This window comes from Roseateles sp. P5_B10, assembly GCF_056400485.1.
This window is the reverse complement of record NZ_JBFULE010000012.1, coordinates 1-23,230: the sequence shown is the minus strand read 5'-3', so window position 1 is coordinate 23,230 and position 23,230 is coordinate 1. Positions and strand designations below refer to the sequence as shown.

General features: G+C 65.0%; 17 protein-coding genes and 4 tRNA genes. 10 read left to right on the top strand and 11 right to left on the bottom strand.

All coding sequences use genetic code 11. The features are described 5' to 3' along the window. Nucleotides 1–67: 67 nt before the first annotated feature. The 3 genes from AC1DU6_RS02145 to AC1DU6_RS02135 form a co-directional block, all read right to left on the bottom strand. Complete coding sequence (locus AC1DU6_RS02145) at nt 68–1,003, bottom strand: chromate resistance protein ChrB domain-containing protein (protein WP_457320722.1); 936 nt, start codon at nt 1,001–1,003, stop codon at nt 68–70. A gap of 71 nt (nt 1,004–1,074) precedes the next feature. Continuing rightward, complete coding sequence (locus AC1DU6_RS02140) at nt 1,075–2,202, bottom strand: sensor histidine kinase (protein ID WP_457389297.1); 1,128 nt, start codon at nt 2,200–2,202, stop codon at nt 1,075–1,077. Nucleotides 2,203–2,209: 7 nt separating this feature from the next. After that, complete coding sequence (locus AC1DU6_RS02135) at nt 2,210–3,490, bottom strand: sigma-54-dependent transcriptional regulator (RefSeq protein ID WP_457389296.1); 1,281 nt, start codon at nt 3,488–3,490, stop codon at nt 2,210–2,212. Between the two features lie 45 nt (nt 3,491–3,535). Here AC1DU6_RS02135 and AC1DU6_RS02130 point away from each other — a divergent pair, with 45 nt between their 5' ends. The 4 genes from AC1DU6_RS02130 to AC1DU6_RS02115 all read left to right on the top strand — a co-directional run bounded on the left by AC1DU6_RS02130 (nt 3,536) and on the right by AC1DU6_RS02115 (nt 9,926). Then, nucleotides 3,536–4,828 carry an efflux RND transporter periplasmic adaptor subunit gene (locus AC1DU6_RS02130; RefSeq protein ID WP_457389295.1) on the top strand — a complete coding sequence of 431 codons (1,293 nt, stop codon included), beginning with the start codon at nt 3,536–3,538 and terminating at the stop codon, nt 4,826–4,828. 10 nt (nt 4,829–4,838) lie between these two features. Beyond that, entirely contained in the window at nt 4,839–5,516 is a 678-nt protein-coding gene (locus AC1DU6_RS02125; RefSeq protein WP_457324640.1) for an ABC transporter ATP-binding protein, read from the top strand. Nucleotides 5,517–5,527: 11 nt separating this feature from the next. Then, nucleotides 5,528–7,948, top strand: a complete 2,421-nt coding sequence (locus tag AC1DU6_RS02120) for an ABC transporter permease (RefSeq protein ID WP_457324641.1) — start codon at nt 5,528–5,530, stop codon at nt 7,946–7,948. A gap of 145 nt (nt 7,949–8,093) precedes the next feature. Next, nucleotides 8,094–9,926, top strand: coding sequence for a hypothetical protein (locus tag AC1DU6_RS02115; protein WP_477855969.1), 1,833 nt, complete (start codon nt 8,094–8,096; stop codon nt 9,924–9,926). Nucleotides 9,927–10,212: 286 nt separating this feature from the next. Here the strand turns inward: AC1DU6_RS02115 and AC1DU6_RS02110 are convergent, their stop codons facing one another. Both AC1DU6_RS02110 and AC1DU6_RS02105 read right to left on the bottom strand, forming a co-directional pair. Beyond that, complete coding sequence (locus AC1DU6_RS02110) at nt 10,213–10,524, bottom strand: hypothetical protein (protein ID WP_457323906.1); 312 nt, start codon at nt 10,522–10,524, stop codon at nt 10,213–10,215. Beyond that, the gene (locus AC1DU6_RS02105; protein WP_457323905.1) at nt 10,521–11,522 is read right to left on the bottom strand and encodes an HNH endonuclease; all 1,002 of its coding nucleotides are present in this window, start codon (nt 11,520–11,522) and stop codon (nt 10,521–10,523) included. Before AC1DU6_RS02105 ends, AC1DU6_RS02110 begins: the two co-directional genes overlap by 4 nt. Before the next feature lie 75 nt (nt 11,523–11,597). On the opposite strand from AC1DU6_RS02105, the gene AC1DU6_RS02100 reads away from it, so the two are divergent. Then, nucleotides 11,598–12,410: an NYN domain-containing protein gene (locus AC1DU6_RS02100; RefSeq protein WP_457323904.1), complete on the top strand. Its 813-nt coding sequence runs from the start codon at nt 11,598–11,600 to the stop codon at nt 12,408–12,410. Between the two features lie 25 nt (nt 12,411–12,435). Here AC1DU6_RS02100 and rtcR read toward each other — a convergent pair whose 3' ends face one another. Beyond that, nucleotides 12,436–14,040: an RNA repair transcriptional activator RtcR gene (gene rtcR / locus AC1DU6_RS02095; RefSeq protein WP_477855968.1), complete on the bottom strand. Its 1,605-nt coding sequence runs from the start codon at nt 14,038–14,040 to the stop codon at nt 12,436–12,438. A 205-nt stretch (nt 14,041–14,245) separates the two neighbouring features. On the opposite strand from rtcR, the gene AC1DU6_RS02090 reads away from it, so the two are divergent. The 5 genes from AC1DU6_RS02090 to AC1DU6_RS02070 all read left to right on the top strand — a co-directional run bounded on the left by AC1DU6_RS02090 (nt 14,246) and on the right by AC1DU6_RS02070 (nt 21,736). Beyond that, a complete protein-coding gene (locus AC1DU6_RS02090; RefSeq protein ID WP_477855967.1) occupies nt 14,246–15,820 on the top strand; it encodes a vWA domain-containing protein in 1,575 nt (524 codons plus the stop codon). A gap of 750 nt (nt 15,821–16,570) precedes the next feature. Beyond that, a complete protein-coding gene (locus AC1DU6_RS02085) occupies nt 16,571–17,788 on the top strand; it encodes an RtcB family protein (RefSeq protein ID WP_457323901.1) in 1,218 nt (405 codons plus the stop codon). 50 nt (nt 17,789–17,838) lie between these two features. After that, a complete protein-coding gene (gene rtcA, locus AC1DU6_RS02080; RefSeq protein WP_477855966.1) occupies nt 17,839–18,903 on the top strand; it encodes an RNA 3'-terminal phosphate cyclase in 1,065 nt (354 codons plus the stop codon). A 133-nt stretch (nt 18,904–19,036) separates the two neighbouring features. After that, nucleotides 19,037–21,115 (top strand): TerD family protein, encoded by a 2,079-nt coding sequence (locus AC1DU6_RS02075; RefSeq protein ID WP_477855965.1) that lies wholly within the window; start codon nt 19,037–19,039, stop codon nt 21,113–21,115. Between the two features lie 159 nt (nt 21,116–21,274). Next, complete coding sequence (locus AC1DU6_RS02070; RefSeq protein ID WP_457325050.1) at nt 21,275–21,736, top strand: HD domain-containing protein; 462 nt, start codon at nt 21,275–21,277, stop codon at nt 21,734–21,736. Between the two features lie 262 nt (nt 21,737–21,998). Here AC1DU6_RS02070 and AC1DU6_RS02065 read toward each other — a convergent pair whose 3' ends face one another. The 5 genes from AC1DU6_RS02065 to AC1DU6_RS02045 form a co-directional block, all read right to left on the bottom strand. Next, complete coding sequence (locus AC1DU6_RS02065; RefSeq protein WP_056199995.1) at nt 21,999–22,562, bottom strand: HNH endonuclease; 564 nt, start codon at nt 22,560–22,562, stop codon at nt 21,999–22,001. Between the two features lie 75 nt (nt 22,563–22,637). Next, a tRNA-Leu gene (locus AC1DU6_RS02060) sits at nt 22,638–22,723 on the bottom strand. Between the two features lie 15 nt (nt 22,724–22,738). Then, nucleotides 22,739–22,814 (bottom strand) — tRNA-His (locus AC1DU6_RS02055). 238 nt (nt 22,815–23,052) lie between these two features. After that, nucleotides 23,053–23,129: transfer RNA gene (locus AC1DU6_RS02050), tRNA-Lys, on the bottom strand. Between the two features lie 7 nt (nt 23,130–23,136). Then, nucleotides 23,137–23,213, bottom strand: a tRNA-Asn gene (locus AC1DU6_RS02045). Nucleotides 23,214–23,230: the final 17 nt, after the last annotated feature.

The following is a 23,230-nucleotide window of genomic DNA, read 5'->3' as shown; positions in this document are numbered from 1 at the left end:
CAGCAGCCATGCGCGGACACGCCGTTCAGGCCGGCTGGGTCAAGAGGAAGGTCCTGGGGGATGGCGTTCATGGCTTGTCCTCGGCGTTCTGGAAGGCAGTCAGCAGGCCCTCGAAGACCCCGGCGCTGACCTGCATCAGCTGGTCGTCATCGGTGATGGCCTCGCGCATGCCGGCCAGCACGCGCTCGACGCCCGCGGCTTCTGGCGGCTGCACGCCGCCGATGTCCAGGCTGTGCACCAGCAGGCCCAGGCGCAGCAACGCGGGCGTCTCCAGGCCGAAGCTGGCGAGCAGCGTCTCGAAGGTCACGCGCGCGCCGACGTGGGTGAAGGTCGCGCCGTCGAAGTCGAAGCCGAGCGCCCTCTTCGGGCAGTCGGCCTGCGACTTGAGCCACAAGACGCGGGCTTCGGGATCGATGAAACGGCGGATCAGCCAGGCGCAGGCCATCCGGTCGACCCACGGCCGGGCGCGCGTGGCCCAGATCCGCCCCTGGTAGTCGGCCCGATCCAGCGGCGTGATGGTTCGCACGGCAGGTTGAGGCTCATCCGGCGACAGCAGCCGGTTGGCCTGGCCCTCAAATTCTTCCAATGCTTCGCGGGCCTGACGTTGGGCCTCACCGGGAAAGAAGTCGATGGCGACGAGCTGGTCGAAGGCTTTGCGCAGCTTGCGGGCCAGCTTGACCGACTCCATCGCCTGCTCGGCGCTGAGCCGCTTGCGACCGTCGGCGATATCGCCCAGCAGGGCCGCGAACTCGGCGCTGCGGTTGAACAGCGCAGGGAAATTTTCGTCGCCAGACTCCGTGCCCAGCAGATGAGCCGTGCCGTCGTTCTGGCGCAGGTCGTCGGCAATGCCACCCAGCGCCGCCTCATGCGCCCCGGAGTGCGGCAGCAGGTAGACGCCGTCGCGCAGCACCGCCGCGCCGCAGCCCTTGAGCGCCCGCCAGACGCGCATGCGGGCGGCGGTGTTCTCGGTCGGCAGCGAGAGGATGAGGAGCAACCACTTCATGTAGTTGAATATATAACATCATGTCTCGATCACAACATATCGTTCGAGTGCCGATATCTGAAAACCCACCATCACCCTGGAGATGAGGAGCCGTCGCGGCCGGGGAGCAGAAGGCGGAACGACGTGACGGCGGCTCCGGTGCCGAGCGTCAGCGTGCCGCCGTGCGCCTGCGCAATCTGGCGGGCGAGGCTGAGGCCTATGCCAGTGCCTTCGGGCTTGGTGGTGTGGAATGGGCGAAAGATGCGTGCGGCTGCTTCGGGTGGGATGCCCGGGCCGTTGTCGCTGACTTCGATCGCGAGGCCGCCATCGGCAATGCGAGCCGCCAGCGTCACTTGCCCGTCGTTGCGGTCCAGCACGGCCTCAGCCGCGTTCTGCAGCAAGGCCCACAGTGCCTGGCTGATTTGGTCTCGATCCAGCGGCCAACGCAGATCGTCCGGGACTTCGACAGTCAACGCAATGCCCGGCCAACGGCCGGCGAACAGCCGCGCCAGATCGCCCAACATCGGCCGCACCGCCACCGGGAGCAGCAAGGGATCGGGCAGACGGGCCAGCGCGCGATAGGCCTCGGCGAAGCGCTGCAGGCCTTCCGCGCGGCGCGCCAATGTGGCGAGGATTTCCCGCAGCAGCGTCAGGTCGGCGTTGGGCTGCCCAACCGCCGCCAGCCCGCTCTCGGCCAGAGACGCGATCGGGGCCAGGCCGTTGAGCAGCTCATGGCCGAGGACCTGAATCAGTTCGGCGCTCGCGCGCGCCTCTGCCGCGCGTTCTTCCTGTTCGATGTCGATGAGCGCGACGACCATGCCGCTGCCCAGCATGATGCGATCGATGCGCCAGCTTCGCGCTTCATGGCGCAGATGGCGGGCATCGCGGTCCAACAGTTCAAGGGGCACCGGCAGGACGCGGTCGTCGGTAGCGAACAACCGGCGCGCGGCGCGGTTGAGCGCACGGGCGCAGCCGCCCTCGATCGCCAGTATTGGCGTCGGCGCGACGTCCAGCAGCAGGCGAGGCGTGGTCACATCCGGCGCTGGGGTGACAGGGTCGGGCGTCGATAGGGGCCTTGCGGCCCGACCCCAGTCCAGTGCGCCGAGCCAAAAGGCGACCAGCGTCGCCCCGACGAGCAGCCCCCAATAGCCCTGGTGCACTGCCGTGCCCGCGGCGACGCCGCATGCGACGAACCCGATCGCATGGAGTGCCGCCCGCAAGCCATGTCTAGAGCCCATGGCGCGCCATGCGGCGGTACAGCGCACCGCGGCTCAAGCCCAGCGCGGTGGCGGCATGCGTGACGTTATGGCGATGCTCACGCAACGCCGCTGCGATGACGGCGCGTTCGGCGTCGATCAAGTCGAACCCACCAGCCTGCGTTTGGGTGACGGGCACCGACACCGACGGTGCGAGTGCAGCGGTGGAGATCGTGCCGTCCTCGGTCAGGAGCACCGCACGCTCAATCGCAAGCGCCAGGCCGCGAACCTCGTCGGGCCATCCGCCCGCTTGCACCGCCGCCTCGGCTGCTTCGCTCAGTCTTGCCGCGGGGCGTGCGAATCGCTCGGCGGCGATGCGGGTGAAGTGCCGCGCGAGCAAGATCGCGTCATTTCCACGCGCAGCCAGCGGCGGTACGGCGATCTCGACAGTCGCCACACGACGCTGCAACGCCGGCGTCAGCGACGCCACGCTTTCCGCGATCGCGATGCATCTCACCGCAGGAGGCAGACGGTCGAGCAGCCGTGCCTGCGCCACCGCATCCAGCCGGTCGGGATGGCGCAACAAGACGGTACCCGTCGCCCCGTCGAGCCGATCCCATGCGGCATCGTCGCGCAGGTCGACGCGCAGCAGCGGCGTCGCGGCATCGGCTGAGTTGGCGTGCACCGCCAGCGCGGTAAGCGTGCGGCCGCTCCCCGCCGGCCCCGTGATGGTGACGCCCGCGCCAGTCGGACCGAAGCGGCGCACGAGATCGCGCAGCCGCTGCATCGCCGCGCTGTCACCGAGCAGCCGGGCCGGCTCCTGTGGCGCAGCGGCCTGCACCGCCGCCATCGGCCGGTTGCGCGCGACCGCGGCTTCGACCTTGGCAACCAACTCGGCGTTGCGCCACGGCTTCATCACGAAGTCCCGTGCGCCGGCCTGCATCGCCGCCACTGCGATGCGGATGCCGCTGTGCGCGGTGATGACGACGGCGCACGTCGCCGGGTCATCAGCAACGATCCGATGCAGGCATTCCAAGCCCTCGGCGCCGTCTGACCGGCCCGCGGCGAAGTTCATGTCGAGCAGCACCGCGTCGTAACAGGACGCGGCCAGGCGTGAATACGCGGCCTCCGGCCCGTTCGCGTTGTCCAGTCGATGCCCGGCGATACGGAACGCGATCTCCATCGCCTCTGCAACGGCCGGGTTGTCATCCACCAGCAGGATTGACAGGCTTTTCGACCGTCCACTTCCGGACGGTGTGTCCATCGCCGGACGGAGGGCCTCCTGTGGATCCTCGCTAAGTTGTTGCGGCATCACGTTTTAGTCCTTCAGGCCTTCTGCAACCACACTGTCAGCATGATGACCGAACGGCTCGTGCACGCAAATATGCCGCCTGCATCCATCACCGGCGTGGGCATGGACAGCCGCGTCGAACGCGCCGCGACGCCGTGGTGGCGCCACCGTGCAACGCCGATGGCGGCGACGCTGGTGCTGGCAACGGCGTTGGTCTGGCGCTTCCTGCCCGCCAGCGGGTCGACCGACATCGCCGCTGCCGACATCGAAAGCGGTGCGGTCGTCCGCGCGCCCTTTGCCGACTACCTGCCGGTGCGTGCCACGGTCGCTCCGAAGGTGACGACGCTCGTTGGTGTTCTGACCGGGGGGCATGTCGAGAAGCTGCTGGTGCAGGACGGCACGACGGTGGCTGAGGGCCAGGCGCTGGCGACTCTGGCCAATCCTGCCCTGCGGCTCGACGTGCTGACGCGCGAAGCGCAAATCGCCAGCCAGTTGGGCGGCATCGCGGGCGAGAACCTGGGTATTGCGCGCAACCGGCTGGATCGCGCGGCCCAGATCGCGCAGGCCACCTACGACCTTCTGAAGGCGCGGCGCGAACTGTCGACCCGCCAGCAGCTGCACGAAGACGGGTTCGTATCCGCGGCAGGAGTGAAGAGCTATGCAGAGGAGGCCGCCTATCAGCAGAAACGGCTCGACCAACTGCAAGCAGGCAACGACGACGAGGCGCGTATCACAGCGACCCAGGGCGCACGGCTGGATGACACGCGCGGGCAGTTGGAGCGCAGTTTGGCCGCGGTCCGCGCTGGCCTGGATACGTTGACCATCCGCGCGCCCAACGCCGGGCGGCTGATCAACTTCACGATCCAACCCGGCCAGACGCTGCGCCCCGGCGATGCGGCAGGGCAGGTCGACAGCGAAGGCTCGTGGAAGCTGACCGCGGACGTCGATGAATACTATCTTGGACGCATCGCCGTCGGCCAGCGGGCGAGCGCAGAGAGCCTCTCGCTGACCGTCTCGAAAGTGCTGCCTGCGGTGAAGGACGGCCGCTTCCGCATCGAACTCGCGGTCGAAGGCATGCCGCCCGCTGGCCTCAATCGCGGTCAGACGCTCGACATCCGCATCACGCTCGGCAGCACCGCACCCGCCCTGATCGCGCCGGTGGGTGGCTGGCTCGACGCCGGTGGCGGCACGTCGGTCTTCGTGTTCGACGCCGATGGCGAACACGCCCGCCGCCGCGCCGTGAAAACGGGCCGTCGCAACCCTGAGCAGGTCGAAATCCTGTCCGGCCTGAAACCCGGCGACCGCATCGTCACCTCCCACACCGCCTCCATGAGGGGCGACGTTCTCAACATCCGCTGAAGGGCAAGCCGTGATCCGTCTCGAGAAGATCCAGCGCCGCTACGTCTCTGACGAGGTGGAGACGACCGCGCTCCACGACATCGACCTCCACGTCGAAGCCGGCGAGTTCGTCGCCATCATGGGGCCATCGGGCTGTGGCAAATCGACGCTGCTCAACACGCTGGGCACCGTCGACCGCCCGACCGCCGGCCGCTACCTGTTCGGCGATCGCGACCTCGCCGCGCTCAACGAGAAGGAGCTGGCGAAGTTCCGCGCCGCGACGTTGGGCTTCGTCTTCCAAAGCTTCAACCTGATCGACGAGCTGACGATCGAGGAGAACGTCGCGCTCGGCCTCGCTTACCGGGCCGATGCCGGCGACCGGCGCGCGCGGGTGGCGGCGGCGATAGACAAGGTCGGCATCGGCCACCGCGCGCGCCACTTCCCGCATCAACTGTCCGGCGGCCAGCAGCAGCGCGCTGCGATTGCCCGCGCGATAGTCGGCGATCCCAAGTTGATCCTTGCTGACGAGCCGACCGGCAACCTTGACACCGTCAACGGCGAGCAGGTGATGAACATCCTCGCCGGCCTGAACGCGGAGGGCGCCACCATCGTCATGGTCACGCATTCGCCCAGCCACGCCGACGTGGCGAAGCGCCGCATCGACATGCTTGACGGCCGTATCGTGGCCTCCGCGGCCCGCTCGATCTGAGGACCGCGCCCATGAACCGCTTCGCGCTGCTGTCGCTCTACCGCTCGCTGACTCGCCACAAGCTTCACGCCGCGCTCAACATCGGCGGGCTGGCTGTGGGCATCGCGGTGTTCCTGGTGCTGTCGCTCTATGTGCGATTCGAGACCAGCTACGAGAAGTGGCTGCCAGGCCATGGGCAGATCTACCTGGTGCAGACGCGCATTGACCTGCCCGGCAGTCCATTCAGCGGCGCCTATTCGATGACGATGGGAGGCTTGCTGGAGCAACTGCGTGAGGAACATCCGGGTGTCGTGGGGACGCGCATCCGCGGCGGCAAGGATGGCGGGAGCGTGCAACGCGGCGCCGAAGCGATCAAGGAAGACGTGGCGCAAGTCGATCCATCGTTCTTCGATGTGTTCGCCCTGCCGATGCTCAAGGGCAGCGGCAGCGCGCTCAACGATCCGACCAGCGCGCTCATCAGCCGGTCGGCCGCCCGCAAGTACTTCGGCAGCACTGATCCGGTTGGCCAGACACTGACCGTCTCGATCGACTGGCCCGCCGCATACCGGATTGCCGGCGTTTTCGAAGATCAGCCGGCCAACAGCGAACTGCAGTTGTCGATCCTCATCCCATTGCCCAAGGGCGCGCCTGCGGGCCAATGGCAGTGGTACATGTGGGGCACGGCGTCGGTCTCCACTTTCCTGCGCTTCGACACGGCGGCGCAGCGGCTGGCGTTGGCGCGCACGCTGCCGGCGATGATCGATCGCCGAGCCACGAGCATGGGGCCGCAGCCGTCACGGTTCCTGTCCTTGCCATTGCTGCCTCTGTCTGACATTCACCTGCAGCCGCAGGGACCCGAAAGCGCGGGCCGCAAGATGACGGTGGTGGCGCTGGGCATCGTCGGGCTGATCGCCCTGCTGATCGCCATCGTCAACTACGTCAACCTCGCAACCGCCCGGGCTGGGGTGCGTGCGCGCGAAGTGGCAATGCGCAAGGTATTGGGTGCGGACCGGCGTGCATTGGTCGGTCAGTTCCTGGGCGAAGCGGTGCTGACGGTCGCCGTTGCTGCGTTGGCCGGGTTGATCCTCGCGGAGTTGAGCCTGCCGTGGGTCAATGCCGCTGGCGGGCTGTCGCTCACCATGCCCTATTCGCTGGTCGTGCCGGCCCTGGCGGCGGCTACGCTGCCCATCGGGCTGGCGGCGGGCTTCTATCCGGCCTTGCTCCTGTCGCGGTTTCCCACGGCGACGGTGCTCGCGTCGGCGCGAGCACCGGGTGGCGGCCGCGCCGGCGTCCGCGTGCGTGAGGCGCTGGTCGTCTTGCAATTCGCACTCGCGACCGCCTTCGTCATCGGCACGGCAGTGCTGGTCGCACAGACCCGTCACATGCACAACGCCGATCTCGGCTTCCAGCGCGAAGGCCTGCTGATGGTGCCCTCGCTCGCGGAAACCGGCATCAGCCCACCGCAGGCCCGCGCGATCCTTGCAGCATTCCGCGAGTTGCCCGGGGTCCGCGCCGTCGGCAGCGCCAACGTGGGTGCGGGCGTCGATGGCAATGCCGCGCTCGATGCCATCGACATGCCGGGCCGCCCGGCGCCGGGCTTGACGATCCGCGTGATCAGCGTCGGCCCGGGGTTCTTCGAGGCCTATGCGCCGCGACTGCTGGCGGGCCGGTTGTTCGATGACGCGCATGCCGCTGACGACGCCAGCGACTGGCAGAAATGGAAGCTCGGCCGCAACATCGTCATCAATTTCGAGACAGCGAAGCGGCTCGGTTTCGCATCGCCACAGGAGGCGATTGGCAAGACCGTCGGCGGCGCGATGCCGCGCACGATCATCGGCGTCATCGATCAGTTGCGATTCTTCTCGCCGCGCGCACCAGACGACACCACCAGCTATCAGTACTACCGCGAGGGTCCTGCAAAGCCCGTCGCCGCGGTCCGGTTCATTGGCGATCCGCAGGTGACCTTGGCCGCCGCGCGGCAGGTCTGGCTGCGCCTCGCGCCGCAGGTGCCGTTCGTGGCCGCCACTGCGGACCGGCGACTGGCCCAGTTCTACGAAGCCGACGATCGCGCCACTCACCTGTTTGGCATCGGTGCGGCGCTGGCGGTCCTGATTGGCTGCGTCGGGCTGTGGGGTCTCGCATCGTTCAATACCCAGCGGCGGGTGAAGGAGATCGGCATTCGGAAGACGCTGGGGGCATCGTCCGCCGATATCGCAAAGCTGCTCGTCGGCCAGTTCCTGCGGCCCGTGCTGATTGCGAACCTGCTCGCATGGCCATTGGCATTCGTGGCGATGCGGGCGTGGCTGGCTGGTTTCGACGACCGTGTCGAACTCTCGCCGCTCTACTTCGTCGGCGCGACATTGCTTGCCACGGTCATCGCGGTACTGACGGTGCTCGGCCAATCACTGCGCGCCAGCCGCGCCGCGCCGGCCTGGGGATTACGTCACGATTGATCTATCTGGGGCGTGCATCCCAAGCGATCAATCAATCTCACCTGGGGCGTGCCTAACTTGCGATGTGGATGTTGGTCCTCGTTGAGCGCCATAGCGCCCGGCCTTTGACGGCAAGCAGTGAGCGCGGGGCTGACGCGGTGTCTCATTGAGATCTGTATTTGGCGATCGACGGCGGCAACGTGATTACCCGGGAACCAGGACACACCGGCGGCCACTAACGCGCCAACACCGCACACGCCTGACATGCTCACCCACCGAGCGGCTCGCGTGTGCGTCCACTGAGTTCCGGAAGGATTCCGCCATGCCCAGAAATCCCACCGCCGTCCGCGAGGTCCTCGAGGCCATCCTGAAGACGTCGCGCAAGAAGGCCAGTCCCGAGGACATCGAGGGCATCCGCGCCCGGCTGGCGAAGGAGCCGAGCCTCGAGATGACCGACGAAGTCCTCGATGCGCTGGCCGAGGCCGAGTCGTGGCGGCTGGAGGAAGCCCAATCCCTGCTGCCATTTGCGCGCAAGAAGTTCCCCTATGCGAACTTTGACGACATCGAGGCCATCCTGCGCAAGCTGGAAACCATGCGCAAGTCGGACCCGCACAGCGTCGACGTGCTCCTGCCCGAAACGATGGAGCGCTACTGGAAGCGCATCGACAACCTCAAGCTTTCCCAGCCGCACGCCAAACGCCTGGACGAGCTGAGCAAGGCAGTGGCCAGTGACATGACCGTCTGCCGGCACGGGATGCTCGAGGCGCTATCCGATTGGAAGAAAGTGCTCGAGCGCGACGAGCAGGTGCCCGACCAGACGGTCGTGGATGACGTGCACCAGCTGGGCGAGGCAGCGCTGGCGGCAATGGCGCGATGGCAGGAGGAACTGGCGTCGCTGCGCGAGATGCTGCAAGAGGATGCCGAGGTGAGCGACGAGGTGATCAACACCGCGGCCACAAGCGCGGCGCAGTACCGCAAGGCCCCGCAGGACGCGCTGCAGAAGCGGCTGAAAGAGCTGACGGCAGCCACCGAGGCACTGCACCAGGCGCAGCAAGTGCGGTTGGACGGCAGCGATGAAATGAAGCTCTCCAACCGCTTCAACTTCAAGAAACCCAAGGTCACGGAAAAGCTGGCCAAGGCCTTCTGCGAAGATTTGGGGCTCAAGCCCGAGGGCAAATGGCGCAACGCGTTCGAGTACCTTCAGGGGCTCGAAGGAGCGGGCGACAACAAGGCCGCCCAAGCCAAAGCCTCCAAGCAAAAGCCCTCGGTCGCGCTGGCCGCCTACCTGCTGCTCGCCGAGCCGGCCGCGTGGGCCACGCACGGCCCCTTTGTGCGCGAGCGTGCCAACGACTTCGACGGCCGGCAGGACAAGGCCGCCGCCTTGCTGCGCGCGCTGGCCGCCATCGGCTCGGCCAACCGCGACGTCAACCAATGGCTGGTACGGCTGGCCCTCAACGGCACGCCGGTGGACACACTGGCGCGCTACCACGCCGCCCGCGCCGACCTCACCGGCGTGTCCGTGCCCAGCGCGTACGCGGCCAAGCTGGATACGCTGATGGCCGACCTCACCTTCGACGCGACGGTGTGGACCCGCCTGAAAGCCAGGGCGACAACGAAGAACCTGTTCCTCTCATCCGTGGTGGCCTTCCTCCAGACCGAGGACGAAGCCACTGCCAGCCGTGTCGCCGAAGACTATTACGGGCTGGTGGCCACCGCCCGCCCCGGCAACACGGAAGAAGGCCGCATCGCCACCGGCCTGGCCGCGGGGGTGATCGAGCAGAGTAAGCAGCGCACCGTCCACACGACAGCCACGGGCTCCGGGCACGCCTACAAGTACGGCTACATCGGCGGCTTCGTGCGCGCGTTCTGGGAGCTGCACGTGCATGAAGGCCACGCCAACCTGTATCCGGCGTGGAAGCCCGTCTCCAACCCGCGCGAGCGCGTGGACGACCGGGACACATACGTCATCAACAGTGCGCTGCGGGGACGGCTGGCGTAGCGGCCGGCTCACCGTTAGTGCTGCGGCCATGTCCCAAGCAGCGGCATGAGGCAAAAGCCGGCCGAATAGCGCGAGGCTAAACGCCGCGACGGGATACGCAGGATACGGCCTGTTCATTTATTCATTGACAAGCGCCTTGGCGGCCACGATGCATGTGTTCCGGATCGCTCAGCGCAAACCGACTGTCGGTTCGCGTTCAGCATGAGATTCAAAATCGATCATGAATCAATAGCTTAGCCCGTCACGGGTCAGCGTGCTTTGAACCGCTGTCTCATCTAAGTTTGAACTATCGGTTTTCTGTAGCGATCAAAGTTGAACTTTTCGCCCAGAGCCGGGCAGCGGTGGGCCGCAACCACGACGTGACGCGCAACCGGCGCTGGCATATCCTCCGCTGACAGATCCACCCCACGAAAAAATGCGTCGGCTTAGCCACAGGCAAATCTTCCTCGACGTCTTGCGCCTCTACTTTGCGCCGCTGGTCGGCGCGGTGCGCGGCGCCTTCAGAGAAGTTGCTGTCGTCCGCAGGAGCATCGAGCGCCGAAAGCGCCTGGAAGCGGGCCCCGCCGAGCGGTGATTTTGGAACCACCATCTCGCTCAACGGTGCACTGATGGGGGAGGCGCCGCATGCGGCGCGAAGCGCTGCGCGATGCCCAAGAGCTCTGCGTTCAGAGCCTCGGCCGTTGGCGAGACGTGCGCTTCGCGGTGGCAGTTGGGGCACAGCGCGACGCAGTTCCAAACTCGGTCGCTCTTCTCCACGCCAAGGATGTGGTGCACATCGAGAAAGCCGGCATAGGGCCTGGTCTCGCCGCATGACGGTCGTTCACATCCAGCAGCACGCCTAAGCACGGCCAGCCGGACGCGGTGATCCCGCTTGACTTCAGACCTCATGGCCAATCGTCGTGCTGCGCCGTCAGCCCCGAGAGAAGCGTAGTCCACGCCGGGGCAGTCGTCGAAAGTGTCATCGTCTGAATCGGCCAGGGTGACCATAGCCACCTTCACCAGGTCTACGACGTCGGGCCATGCCCACAAGGCATCAGCCACGCGGTGCGCAGCGGTGGTTCGGTCATCCTGGAGCCACAGCGTGGGGCTCGATCCGTTGGTCGCGTGGTTCTTGCGGATGCGGCCCATCAGGCCATCGCGTTGCAAATCCGCGCTGATTTCGCGCTGCCGCTGCCAGATCGCGGCCAGTGCTTCGGAAGGGATCAGAGCTGCCATCGCAAAGGCGCCTGCATCCCGTTGAACGAAAAGGCTGTGAGTGACGTCATGCGCGCGATCCCTTTCCTGGATGAAGCGGAGCGTGCCGTCCCAGTCGCCGTCGATCAGACGCGCGCGGAGCTGGGCGGCTGCGTACTTCTGCTCGCTGGAGTTCCGACCGTCGCGGCGCCAGCACAGCCGCACGCGCATCTTGATGAGCTGGCCCTCGGGAGTGAGCGCGGAGATGAACTGCTCAATGGCGGTGCCCGCGATGTTTTCCTTGTCTTCCAGAACACGGTAGCCGCGACTGTTCAAGAACGGCGCTACCGCATCGCGCGCCTCCCGTTCTGCGGCTAGGCTGGCATCGCTACGAAACGGTCGCTTCTTGGTCGCCACGCTCATCCTCGCTCCCTCTTTGTCGGGTCGTGTGGTGGAGGATTTTCTCGATAGCATCAGCAGATCGACAGGGGGAATGCCTTGAGCAACGACGAAAACGTCGCCGGCCGCGCAGTGGCCATCTACTGGGATTTTGAGAACCTACATGCAGGGTTGATCGAAGCCAAGTACGGCGAAGGGGCGTACGCCAAACAGGACAATCGTTTCAGGGCGCAGGAGCCGTTGGTCGATGTACAGGCCGTCGTCGAACTGGCGGCGTCCTTCGGCCCAGTGGCGATCAATCGCGCCTACGGCAACTGGCAGTTCTTCGGTCGCTACCGAGACGCGCTGCTACAGAACGCCGTCGAGTTGATCCAGCTGTTTCCGCCCGGCGCGTCGGCCAAGAACGGCGCCGACATCAAGCTCTGCCTGGACGCCGCAGAGGACATCAACCGCTTCGGACACATCGGCACGGTCATCATCGTTGGCGGTGACAGCGACTTCATGCCCGTCGCGCAGAAGATCAAGGCGGCGGGTCGCACATTGGTAGGCGTCGGCAACCGCAAGAACACCAACAAGCACTGGGCAAAGAGCTGCCATGAGTTCCGCTACTACGACACCCTCATTGAGCCAGCCCCCGTAGAGCAGCCAATACAGCCGTCCGAAGAAGAGGCTGTGCCAGCGGCGATTGATCCTGCAGCGGACGTGTTGCGGCGTGCCATCCGCCTGCTCGCTGAGTCAAAGGGTGAAGCTTGGGTCCACAAGGCCAATGTTTGGCCCATGGTCAAACGGCTCGATTCAACGTTCGACCTCAAAGGCCACGGCTATGGAAGCTTCAGTGAAATGCTGAAGGCCATGGACACCATCGTCGAGGTCAAGAAGGGCGATGGAGACCACCTGCTCCGGCTGCGATAGCTGGATCGGACTTCGGGAGGCCGCCTCAGGATTGCCGCCGCAGCGCCTCCCAAGTGATCCCGAACTTCAGCAGGTACTTGCGCAGCCTGTCCGCGTCATTGACCACGGCGCGCTGCTTGCGCGACTGATCAAACAGCCGCCGACCCGCGTCGGACAAGCTCTGCGATTGCTGGCATACGCGCAGCACGGCCTCGAGTTGAAGCCGGTCGAAAAGATCCAGTTCCTGCTCGGCGCCATCAGGCATCAAGTCGTCGAGCCGAACGTCGGACGTTGTGGCTTCATCGGCGCGCTGCCAGAGCCATCGAAGCCGCTGGATCTCAGCCTCGACCAGCTTGGTCGATATGCGCCCGCCATCCGCAAGCGTCCCCATCCGCGTCACGCTGGCCATCAAGTCACGGAAGTTGCCGGTCCAGAGCGCCTCTCTGGACTTGGTGAACTGCAGATAGCTTGCCTTGGCCTCGGCGTTGAACCGCACGGCTCGTCCTGATTCGGCCACGTAGCGGGCGAGCAGGTGGTCGACATTGGGCTCGATGTCCTCCGGACGCTGAGCAAGCCCAGGCAGGGTGTAAGACCAGAGGTTGATGCGCGCGAAAAGATCTTCCCTAAACCGGCCCTGCGCGACGTCGATGCGGAGGTCGCGGTTCGTGCCGGCGATCAGCTGGAAGTCGCTGCTGACCTCACGGTCGCTTCCCATAGGAAAGAAGCGCTTCTCTTCCACGGCCTTGAGCAGCATGGCTTGCTCGTCCAGGCCGAGCTCGCCGATCTCGTCGAGGAACAGGACGCCCTGGTGCGCGGTGCGCAGCAGGCCGGCGCGGTCCGCGGCGGCGCCGGTGAACGCGCCTTTCTTGTGACCGAACAGGGTGGACGCAGCGCTGTCGCCCCGCAGCGTCGCGCAGTTGACCTCGACGAAGTCACCCTGCACCTGATGCCTCGACTTCTTCAGCTCGAACATGCGCCGCGCCAGGTGCGACTTGCCGGCGCCCGTCGGGCCGGTCAACAGGATCGGGGCTTGCGACCGCACGGCCACACGCTCGATCTCCTCGATGAGCGCATTGAAGCGCTGGTTCCGCGTCGGTATGCCGCTCTTCAGAAACTCCAGCGCCTCGGCGTGCGCCTGGTTGAAGCGCTGCGCCAGCACGTCGTAACGAGACAGGTCCAAGTCGATCAGCGCGTAGCTGCCTGGGTTGTCTCGCTGCTGCTTCTTGGGCGGTGCGGTCTGCAGCAGCACGCCAGGGATGAAGCGCGACTCGACCATCAAGAACATGCAGATCTGGGCGACGTGCGTGCCGGTTGTGATGTGCGCCCAGTACTCCTCGTGCGCCGGATCGAAGCGATAGCTGCGCGCCCAGTCATACAGAGCGGCGTACATCTCCCCGAAGTCCCACGGGTCAGCGACGTCCATGGGCACCAAGTTCACGGCCGTGTCCGGCGACACGTTGGCGATGTCGGTTGCCAGGATGTGGGCCAGCGCCTCGTGTCTCGTCGAGTAGAGCAGCTCGATCCGATCTATCAGCGTGTCTTCATGCTGAACCAACGAGATCGTCGGCCGCCACTTCTCCCAGCGGCCGGCGCCTTGACCTGAGTCCAACTGGGTGCCCATGAAGCCGATGACAACCTTCTTCTTTGCCATATCTAAAATAATATTTAACTAGCAAAGATTCTAGTTTGCCGCGACCCTGAGAAAGAGTGAAGAACGCGGGAAGCGCTCGCCGCCGCTATTCTTCTAGGCAAATCAATAACTTACCCGCTTCGGCACCGAATGAACCGTCGGCTGGCACGCCCATTGCAATAAGAAGAGCACGAACAACAAGTTGAATGCAAAAGAGGAGAACCTCATGGTCAACACGCAGCTCTTCCACACGATCAAAGGCGCCCTGCTGCCCACCGCCACGGCGCGCAACGCTCACCAAGCTCCGGCCTACGCCTTCGGCCCCCGCCATCAGCTGGCGCAGCTGGCAGCCACCGGTTGCCTGAGCCAGACCTTCTACGCCAACGCCGAGAATCAACTCGACCAAGTGCTGGCATTGGCCCAGAAGCTCGAGCCCGCCTTCGTCGCCAAGACCGCGATCTACGGCCGCCAATCCGGCCACATGAAGGACATGCCGGGTCTGCTGGCGGCCAGCTTGGCCGTGAGCGACGTCGCGCTGTTGAACCAGGTGTTCTCTCGCGTCGTCGACAACGGCAAGATGCTGCGCAACTTCGTGCAGATCCTGCGCAGCGGTGCCGTGGGTCGCAAGTCGCTGGGTTCCCGCCCGAAGAAGCTGGTTCAGCACTGGCTGCTGACGGCCTCCGAGAAGCAACTGCTGAACGCAGCTGTGGGCAACACGCCTTCGCTGGCGGACGTGGTCAAGATGGTTCACCCGAAGCCCGCTGAGGCGTGGCGTGCGGCGTGGTTTGCATGGCTGATCGGCAAGCCGGTCGATGAAGCGGCACTGCCGCCCATCACCCAGGCGTTCGAGCGCTTCAAGCGTGACATCGCCCAAGGCGTGCCCGCCGAAGTGCCGGACGTGCCGTTTCAGATGCTGACCGCGCTGGAGCTGAACGCGGCGCAATGGGCACAGATCGCTCGCTCGGGCTCGTGGCAGATGGTGCGTCAGAACCTGAACACCTTCGCCCGGCATGGCGTCTTCAACCTCCCCGGCATGGCCGAGGCGGTGGCCGCCAAGCTGAGCGATGCGCAAGCCGTGGCCAAGGCGCGGGTGATGCCGTATCAGCTGATGTCCGCCTTCATGGCGACCGGCGAGTCGGTGCCTGCCCAGGTTCGCGATGCGCTGCAGGATGCGATGGAACTGGCGCTGGTCAACGCGCCCAGCCTGGCGGGTCGTGTCGTGGTGTGCCCTGACGTGTCGGGCTCTATGAGCTCGTCCGTGACCGGTTATCGCGGCTCGGCGACCTCCAGCGTGCGTTGCATCGACGTGGCTGCCCTGGTAGCTGCTGCGGTGCTGCGCAAGAACCCGCAGGCCCGTGTGCTGCCGTTCGAACAGGATGTGGTGAAGCTGTCGCTGAACGCTCGTGACTCGGTCATGACCAACGCCCAGGCGCTGGCCAAGATCGGTGGCGGCGGTACCAACTGCAGCGCGCCGCTGGCTCTGCTGAACCGGCAGGGTGCCGAGGTGGACCTGGTGATCCTGGTCTCGGACAACGAGTCCTGGGTCGACGCCAACCGGCGCGGTGCGACGCAGACCCTGCGCGAGTGGGAAGTGCTGAAGCAGCGCAACCCGAAGGCGCGCCTGGTCTGCATCGACATCCAGCCGACGGCGACCACGCAGGCGGCGGAGCGGCACGACATCCTGAATGTCGGCGGCTTCTCGGATGCGGTGTTCACCATGGTGGCGAACTTCGCCGCCGGCAAGATGGACGCCGAGCACTGGGTCGGTGAAATCGAAAAGGTGTCGTTGGCCGCCCAGTAGGGCCACGACACCGCCAATTGGAAGGTGTCCCAGGCGAATGCCTGCAGGAGTACAGCGCAACTTGGTCGCGCGGGCCCGCAAGCCCGCAACGGAGAACCCGTAGGCCGCTCTTGCAACTCTCGTCGCCTGGGACACCAACCTCACAACAGAACACGCGTCGTCGCGTGGCGAATGCAGGTGGGACTACATCCAAAACGTGTCTCACCGACTGTTTGTCGCCACGCGGGGGCCACCAGGTTTTGCGCGAATGCTGGCAGGACTACATCTGGAACGCCGGGGGTTCGAATCCTCAACCGGGAAACCGGCATGGCAGTGTCTTGCCCCTCTTGTCGCGCTTTTTTGAGATGCCTTGCTGCGAATGCAGGTGGAACTACAGACTTTTAATCTCGTGGTCGCGGGTTCGAGTCCCGCCGGTCCCAAATCAGGGGGACCGTAGCTCAGTGGTAGAGCACGACGTTTCACTACTCCTTGTCGCGGCAGGGCATCACCTTTGATTTCGGGCGCGCTGGCACAGAAGGGAGCGCCACTGCCAAAAATGATTGACATGCCGGCAGCCTGGGTAGCACCAGGTGCAGCAGGCAAGTTGGTCGGCGAGCACGGTTGAGGATGCAGGTGCCGGCTCCGATGACGGGTCGTCACTGGCGCGCGTTTCCAATCGCCGACGATGCCACTGGCCTAGAAACCGTGGTTGCTGCATTGATGCGGGTTCGAATCCCGTCGCGTCCACCAACAAATTCCGAAGAGAACACCATGAACTACAACATCGAACAACCCGAAGGCGGCGTGCCCATCAAGATGTGGACCAAGGGCGTCCCCGTGGAAGACGAAGCCAAGAAGCAGCTCGCCAACGCCGCTCGCCTGCCCATCGTCTTCAAGCACATCGCAGCCATGCCGGACGTGCACCTGGGTATCGGTGCGACCGTCGGTTCGGTGATCCCGACGCTGAAGGCCATCATTCCGGCTGCCGTGGGTGTGGACATCGGCTGCGGCATGATGGCTGCGAAGACCACGCTGCGTGCTGAAGACCTGCCCGACAACCTGGGCCCGCTGCGCTCGGCCATCGAGAAGGCCGTGCCGCACGGCTCGGCGCCCAAGCATCGTGGCCGTGACCCCGGTAGCTGGGAGAACCCGCCCGAGACGGTGGACCAGATCTGGGCCACGCTGGTCGACGAGTTCAACGCGCTGTGCGAGCTGCACCCACGCTTGAAGAACACGAACAACCGCAAACACCTGGGCACGCTGGGCACGGGCAACCACTTCATCGAGGTGTGCCTCGACGAGGCTGGCTTCGTCTGGTTCATGCTGCACTCGGGCTCGCGCGGCGTGGGCAACGCCATCGGTACGCACTTCATCGAGCTGGCCAAGAAGGACGCCGAGCGCAACATGCGCAATCTGCCGGACAAGGACCTGGCCTACTTCGAGGAAGGCGCCCAGTACTTCGGCGACTACGTGCGCGGCGTGTCCTGGGCTCAGAAGTTCGCAATGAAGAACCGCGAAGTGATGATGACCAACCTGATCGCCACCGTGCGCTCGGTCATCGCCAAGCCCTTCGAGGCTCACGTCGAGGCGGTGAACTGCCATCACAACTATGTGCAGCAGGAGCGCCACTTCGGGCAGGACGTGTTCGTAACCCGCAAGGGCGCGGTGAGCGCCAAGCGCGGCGAGATGGGCATCATCCCGGGCAGCATGGGTGCGCGCAGCTACATCGTTCGTGGCCTGGGCAACCCGGAGAGCTTCGAGAGCTGCAGCCACGGCGCGGGTCGCGTGATGAGCCGCACCAAGGCCAAGAAGATGTTCACGGTCGAGGACCAGGTCAAGGCGACCGAGGGCGTCGAGTGCCGCAAGGACGCCGACGTCATCGACGAGATCCCGATGGCCTACAAGGACATCGACGCCGTCATGGCCGCACAGAGCGACCTGGTGGAGGTGGTGCACACCCTGAAGCAGGTCGTGTGCGTGAAGGGATAGATGGGTGAGGGCCCGTGCCCTCACCCACATCAGAACAAGAAGAGAAAGACATGATCGAAATTGACGGCTCCGTCGGCGAGGGCGGAGGGCAAATCCTGCGGACTTCACTGGCCCTGTCCATGTGCACGGGCCAGCCCTTCGCGCTGAACAAGATTCGCGCGGGTCGCGCCAAGCCGGGCCTGATGCGCCAGCACCTGACCTGCGTGAACGCCGCGGCCGAGATCTGCGGCGTAGAGGTCCAGGGCGCCGAGCTGAATTCGCAGTCCCTGACGTTCACGCCAGGCCGGGTGCGCGCGGGCGACTACACCTTCAATGTCGGAACGGCGGGTAGCTGCACGCTCGTGCTGCAGACCGTCTGGCCGGCATTGATGCTGGCCGATGAACCCAGCCAGTTGAAGCTCGGGGGCGGAACCCACAACCCCATGGCGCCGCCGTTCCATTTCCTGGAGCGCAGCTACGCGCCGCTGCTGCGCAAGCTCGGCGCGGAGGTCGAACTCGAACTGCGTCGCTTGGGCTTCTACCCGGCCGGCGGAGGCGAGATCGAAGTCAAGATCTGGCCCGCCGGCGACCGGCTGCAGGCTTTCGATTTGAATGAACGCGGCGCCAGGCTTGAGAGCTACGCCGAATGCTTTGCCCCGGCGCTGCCGCGCTCGGTGGCTCGGCGTGAGCTGCAGCAACTGGGCGCGGACCTCGGCTGGAGTGACGATCAGCTGCGCGAGGCAGCCAGCCGCCAGAACGAAGGGCCGGGCAACGCGCTTCTGGCGACGCTGGTTTACGAGAACGTCTGCGAGGTCGTCACCGGGTTTGGCGAGAAGGGCGTCAGCTCCGAGCAGGTCGCGCGCGATGTCGTGCGCGAGGTGCGGGCATACCAAGTCAGCGAAGCCGTGCTCGGGCCTCATCTGGCCGACCAGTGGGCACTACCACTAGCGCTTGCCGTGTGGCGGCGTGGGGGCGAGGCGTCGTACACCTGTACGGAGCTGACGCCTCATGCAACAACGAACTTCGACGTGATCGAGCGGTTTTTGCCGGTGAAGTTCTCAACCGCGGCAATCGCTGGCGGCTTCTCAGTCAAGGTGCAGGTTGCTGACCCATCAGTCGGGCAATCCCTGTTGTAGGAGCTATTGCGACTGAGATATTGTTTTCGAGCGGCTATGGGGGTCCTTCCTTCTAAAACATCTGAACCTAGGGCCCCCGCTTTCCGCTCATCGCCTGCCTCTGGCAGGCGATCTTGTTTCCAGGGAGGAGACGATGAACGAGATCTACCTGCGCCGTCGATCGCGGCTGCATGTGCACCCGGGAACGGGCGGCGTCACGCCACAGCAGATGGCGACGATGCTCAAGGAGCTTGAGCCGCTGGGCTTCGTGCTGGCCGATGAAGTGGTTTCGCGCCTGTCCACACTGACACCCGAGGAAGTAGCGCGACTTCTGCGCGAGGCGACGCAGGAGATGCGCAAGCTCGTGGGCGCGCACCGCCAGCACGTGCCATTGCATCCCGGCTTTCCGACGCAGGTGATGGCGCTGACGGAGGCGCAGCTGTACCTCGACGCGGTGAGTCACTACGTGAGCCTGCGCCGGTTGCCGGCCACGGACGAGCAGCGCCCGCCGCTGCTGCACAACCGCTCCCCGCGCGTTGTGGAACTGGGATCAGTGGAGGACTTTGAGTCCATCTGCACGCGGCTTGCGGGATCGGCTGCATCTCTGTCTGTACAGGAGCAGGCCGACCTGACCTGGTTCGTGCGTCAGTACCGAGCCGATGTGTTTCGCCTGCTGCCAGCGAAGTTTCCGTTCAAGGAGAACCTGGCCTTGCTGGGCGCCCAACTGGTGTTGCATGTGGGGGAGGACGAGCGCACGCAGCGCTTCGTCGAAACGCATTTCCGCACTGCGACCGACGTGCTGCGCCTGGCCGCGGGCTTGTCCGGCGGCGATGTGTCGCTGGCTGCGCCTTCGCGCTTCGCCCGCTTCCCGCGCCGTCAACGTCGGCTGCTGCTCGCCCTGCTAGAGGGCTGCGGCGGCCTGACGGAAGACATGCGTCGCCGCGTGGAGCAATTCAAGCGCCTGGGCGAGCGACTGCATCCGGGAGAGCACGCCGAGCGCTACCCGAAGACGGCTGCAGCATTTACGGTGATCCGCGACGGCTTGCCCTTCACGAGCTTCAACAGCCGCGTGGAGCTAGCCTTGATCACAGGCGACGTTGCCGGTGCGGCGCAAGCGTTGGAGGCGCGCCCGGGTGAATACGCTCGCCGGCTGGACGTACTGCTACGCAAGAGCGGCGAGCCCAAGGCGCTGCTGAAACGCTTTGCCGAGTTGGCGCCGCGCGTGTCGACTGCCGTGCTGCTGCAGGTGCTCGCGCATTTCAAGGTGCGCGCTGAAAAAGGGCGGCTGCGCGTGTTCTTTCCCAAGGGCGATGTTGCCAAGGTGTTCGCGCTGCGGGACCGCCGCGCAGCCATCGACGAGCGCATCGCGCAACAGGTGGTGCAGGGTTGCGAGGAGGCGCTGTTGGCGCGCTTCGCGCAGTTGCCGCCTTTGGGACGCTGCTACGTGGATCCGGCGTTGGCGAGCTACGTCGTGCCGTTGGCACAACGCGCAGCGTCCAAGACGCTGCGCACCTTTGCGCGTGGCAGTCGCATTCCCGTGCCCGACGGCGGCTTCATCCGGCTCTTCCTTTGGTGGATGAACGACCGGTCGCGGGTGGACATCGACCTCTCCGTGGTGCTGTACGGCGATGACTACCGCTACATGGACACGGTCGCGTTCTACAACCTGCGCAGCTGGGGTGCGCACCACAGCGGCGACATCGTCGATGCCCCGAAGGGCGCGGCCGAGTTCATTGATCTGGACCTGCAGATGCTGCGCGCCCGCGGCGTGCGGTTCGTGGTGATGTGCGTCAACAGCTACTCGGGCCAAGCCTACTGTGATCTCCCGGAGTGTTTCGCGGGCTGGATGTCCCGCATGAACCTGAACTCTGGCGAACCTTTCGAGGCTCGCACCGTGGTGGATCGTGTAGACCTGGCTTCCGACGCGCACATTAGCCTGCCGCTTGTGCTGGACCTGCAACGGCGCGAGGTGTTGTGGGCGGACATTGCATTGCAAGAGCATCCGCGCTTCGCCAACAGCGTGGCGAGCAATCTGGCCGGCGTGTCGTTGATGCTGCGCGCGCTCCATGAGATGGTGAAACCAGACATGCATACGCTGCTATCGCTACACGCGCGGGCACGCGGCACCGTGGTGGACAGCCACGAGAACGCCGACACCCGCTTCGGGACGACGCGTGGATGCACCGTCACGCCTTTGGATGGCGACCTGATCAGGTCGGAATATGTCCAATAGGTGCCCCTTGAACGGGGGGCCGTTTGGCAGCGAAAGCCGGCGCTTCACGATACGGGCCCGGCATCCTGGACAAGTAGCACGCGAGCTCTACTGATGCTGAATTCACGGCAGGACGCGTATGAGTTGCTACGTGGTCTCGGGGCGCCGCGGCGACTCGTCTTGCATCTGCAGCTGGTCGGCGAGGCCGCTGATCACCTGATTGACGGGTATCGATCTCTCGGTCTGGATTTCGATTCCCACTTGATTGAGCTGGGGGCAGCTGTGCACGATGCAGGAAAGATCCTGCATCCAGGGGAGCTGAAGGGGCCTGGCGCAATTCATGAGCGCGCGGGCCAAGACCTACTCCTGGCTCACGGCGTTGATCCAAGAGTTGCGCGATGCTGTGTGACTCATGCCAAGTGGCAGCTGTCGGGCGTCACTTTCGAGGAGCGCTCTGTCGCGCTTGCCGACAAGTTGTGGAAAGGCAAGCGAGACGAGGCTCTTGAGTTGGCGGTCATCGACGGGGTCGCGATGAGACTGCAAGTCGCGCGCTGGGACATATTTGAACGCCTCGACGCCATATTCGAAGCAATTGCCTCTGAAGCAGAGAGTCGGCTGGAGCGCAGCCGATGCTTTGATTAGCAAGCGGCACTAGCGTTGGGCATGGCGCTGGCTTGACGCCTCCTATAGACCGGGTGGCCAAACATTCGCAGTGTTGCGCGGCGATGATCGTGCTGTCATTGCACGGCAACTGCGATCGGCATTGATCGAGAACTGGTCAGTGGAATCCGGGAAATCTCGTTGCGGGTTCCGCGGGTGCCCACAACCAAATTCGGACGACAAAATGAAAAAGCCCCTCACCGCGAACGGGAGGGGCAAAGGCTGAAAGGTGTTGCTGCTGCGGTTAGGCGAGCCGCGAGCCTCGCGGCAGCTTAGCTGCCAGCCACTCGTGGACGTCCACGCGGATCTTGCGTCCCTTGAGCAGGAAGTCTTCGTGTCGACTTGGCACATACGGCATGAAGCACAGCGGCATGCGGGCTTCCTCAGGTGTCCGGTTGGCCTTCAAGGAATTGCACGAGCGGCAGGCCGCGATCGTGTTCATCCAGGTGAGGCGTCCACCCCGGGACTCAGGGACGATATGGTCGACCGTCAACTCACGTTCATCGAACAGCTCCGTGCAGTAGGCGCAGGTGTGGCGGTCGCGCCGAAGCAGCTTGACCTTGGAGAAGACGGGCACCAGATCAAACAGGTTGATCCGTGAGGCACCTCTCAGCGCGATGATGGGCGGCACTTCAACGATCGACTGCAGGCCAGTCAGCGAGTTGGTGCCACCTCTTAGCACCGCCAGAGGCGCCTCACCCACAGTCCAAACCACGGAATCGGTAGCCAGATGGCCCACAGCTTCCTCGACCGAGATCCATGCCTGCGGGAGGCCGGTGATGTCGAGTTGGAGAACTTCGTGCTGCATCGGGCGTTCCTCCTTTCTGATGGTCAGCGTTGGTGGCGCGATTTCGCGCGGGATTTGGTTCTGTCGAACCGGCTTTGGTCCCCGCCGCAGGGATCGAACCTGCACGCCTTACGGCACGAGCACCTCAAGCTCGCGCGTCTGCCTGATTCCGCCAGGCGGGGTGGGGAGATGAGACTTGGGGTGTGCGATCGGTTTCGAACCGATGCCTCCGGGAATCACAATCCCGGGCTCTTCCAACTGAGCTACGCACACCGCTGGTAAGACCATCAAGTGCTGCCGGCCGCGATTCATGGCCAGTTCATCTCGAACGATCCGTTGGCCCGTCATCCAGACCTTGGTTGGTTGAATGGGGATCTGGCCCAAGAACTGCGCGAGGTGGCTGAGGTGTTGCCACAACTTTGACAACCCGTGCCGGGGTTTGGATGGCGACTCGCAACTCATGAACGAGTCGCTCTAACCGACTGAGTGAACGGATTAAGGAGTCAATGAGTGGTCCCTCGAGCGCGATTTGAACGCGCAGCCTTCCGGTTAAAAGCCGGTTGCTCTCGCCAGTTGAGCTATCGAGGGTATGGACTGGCTCCACCTGCTGGCCTCGAACCCGCGCGCTCCCGGTTAACAGCCGGGCGCTCTACCAAACTGAGCTAAGGTGGAAATGACTGGTACGACGG

Bases quoted from the DNA above. Each gene is read 5' to 3' on its own strand.
- AC1DU6_RS02145 (WP_457320722.1), bottom strand. From the start codon at position 1,003: ATGAAGTGGTTGCTCCTCATCCTCTCGCTGCCGACCGAGAACACCGCC.
- AC1DU6_RS02135 (WP_457389296.1), bottom strand. From the start codon at position 3,490: ATGCCGCAACAACTTAGCGAGGATCCACAGGAGGCCCTCCGTCCGGCG.
- AC1DU6_RS02130 (WP_457389295.1), top strand. From the start codon at position 3,536: ATGACCGAACGGCTCGTGCACGCAAATATGCCGCCTGCATCCATCACC.
- AC1DU6_RS02120 (WP_457324641.1), top strand. From the start codon at position 5,528: ATGAACCGCTTCGCGCTGCTGTCGCTCTACCGCTCGCTGACTCGCCAC.
- AC1DU6_RS02105 (WP_457323905.1), bottom strand. From the start codon at position 11,522: ATGAGCGTGGCGACCAAGAAGCGACCGTTTCGTAGCGATGCCAGCCTA.
- rtcR (WP_477855968.1), bottom strand. From the start codon at position 14,040: ATGGCAAAGAAGAAGGTTGTCATCGGCTTCATGGGCACCCAGTTGGAC.
- AC1DU6_RS02090 (WP_477855967.1), top strand. From the start codon at position 14,246: ATGGTCAACACGCAGCTCTTCCACACGATCAAAGGCGCCCTGCTGCCC.
- AC1DU6_RS02085 (WP_457323901.1), top strand. From the start codon at position 16,571: ATGAACTACAACATCGAACAACCCGAAGGCGGCGTGCCCATCAAGATG.
- rtcA (WP_477855966.1), top strand. From the start codon at position 17,839: ATGATCGAAATTGACGGCTCCGTCGGCGAGGGCGGAGGGCAAATCCTG.
- AC1DU6_RS02075 (WP_477855965.1), top strand. From the start codon at position 19,037: ATGAACGAGATCTACCTGCGCCGTCGATCGCGGCTGCATGTGCACCCG.
- AC1DU6_RS02065 (WP_056199995.1), bottom strand. From the start codon at position 22,562: ATGCAGCACGAAGTTCTCCAACTCGACATCACCGGCCTCCCGCAGGCA.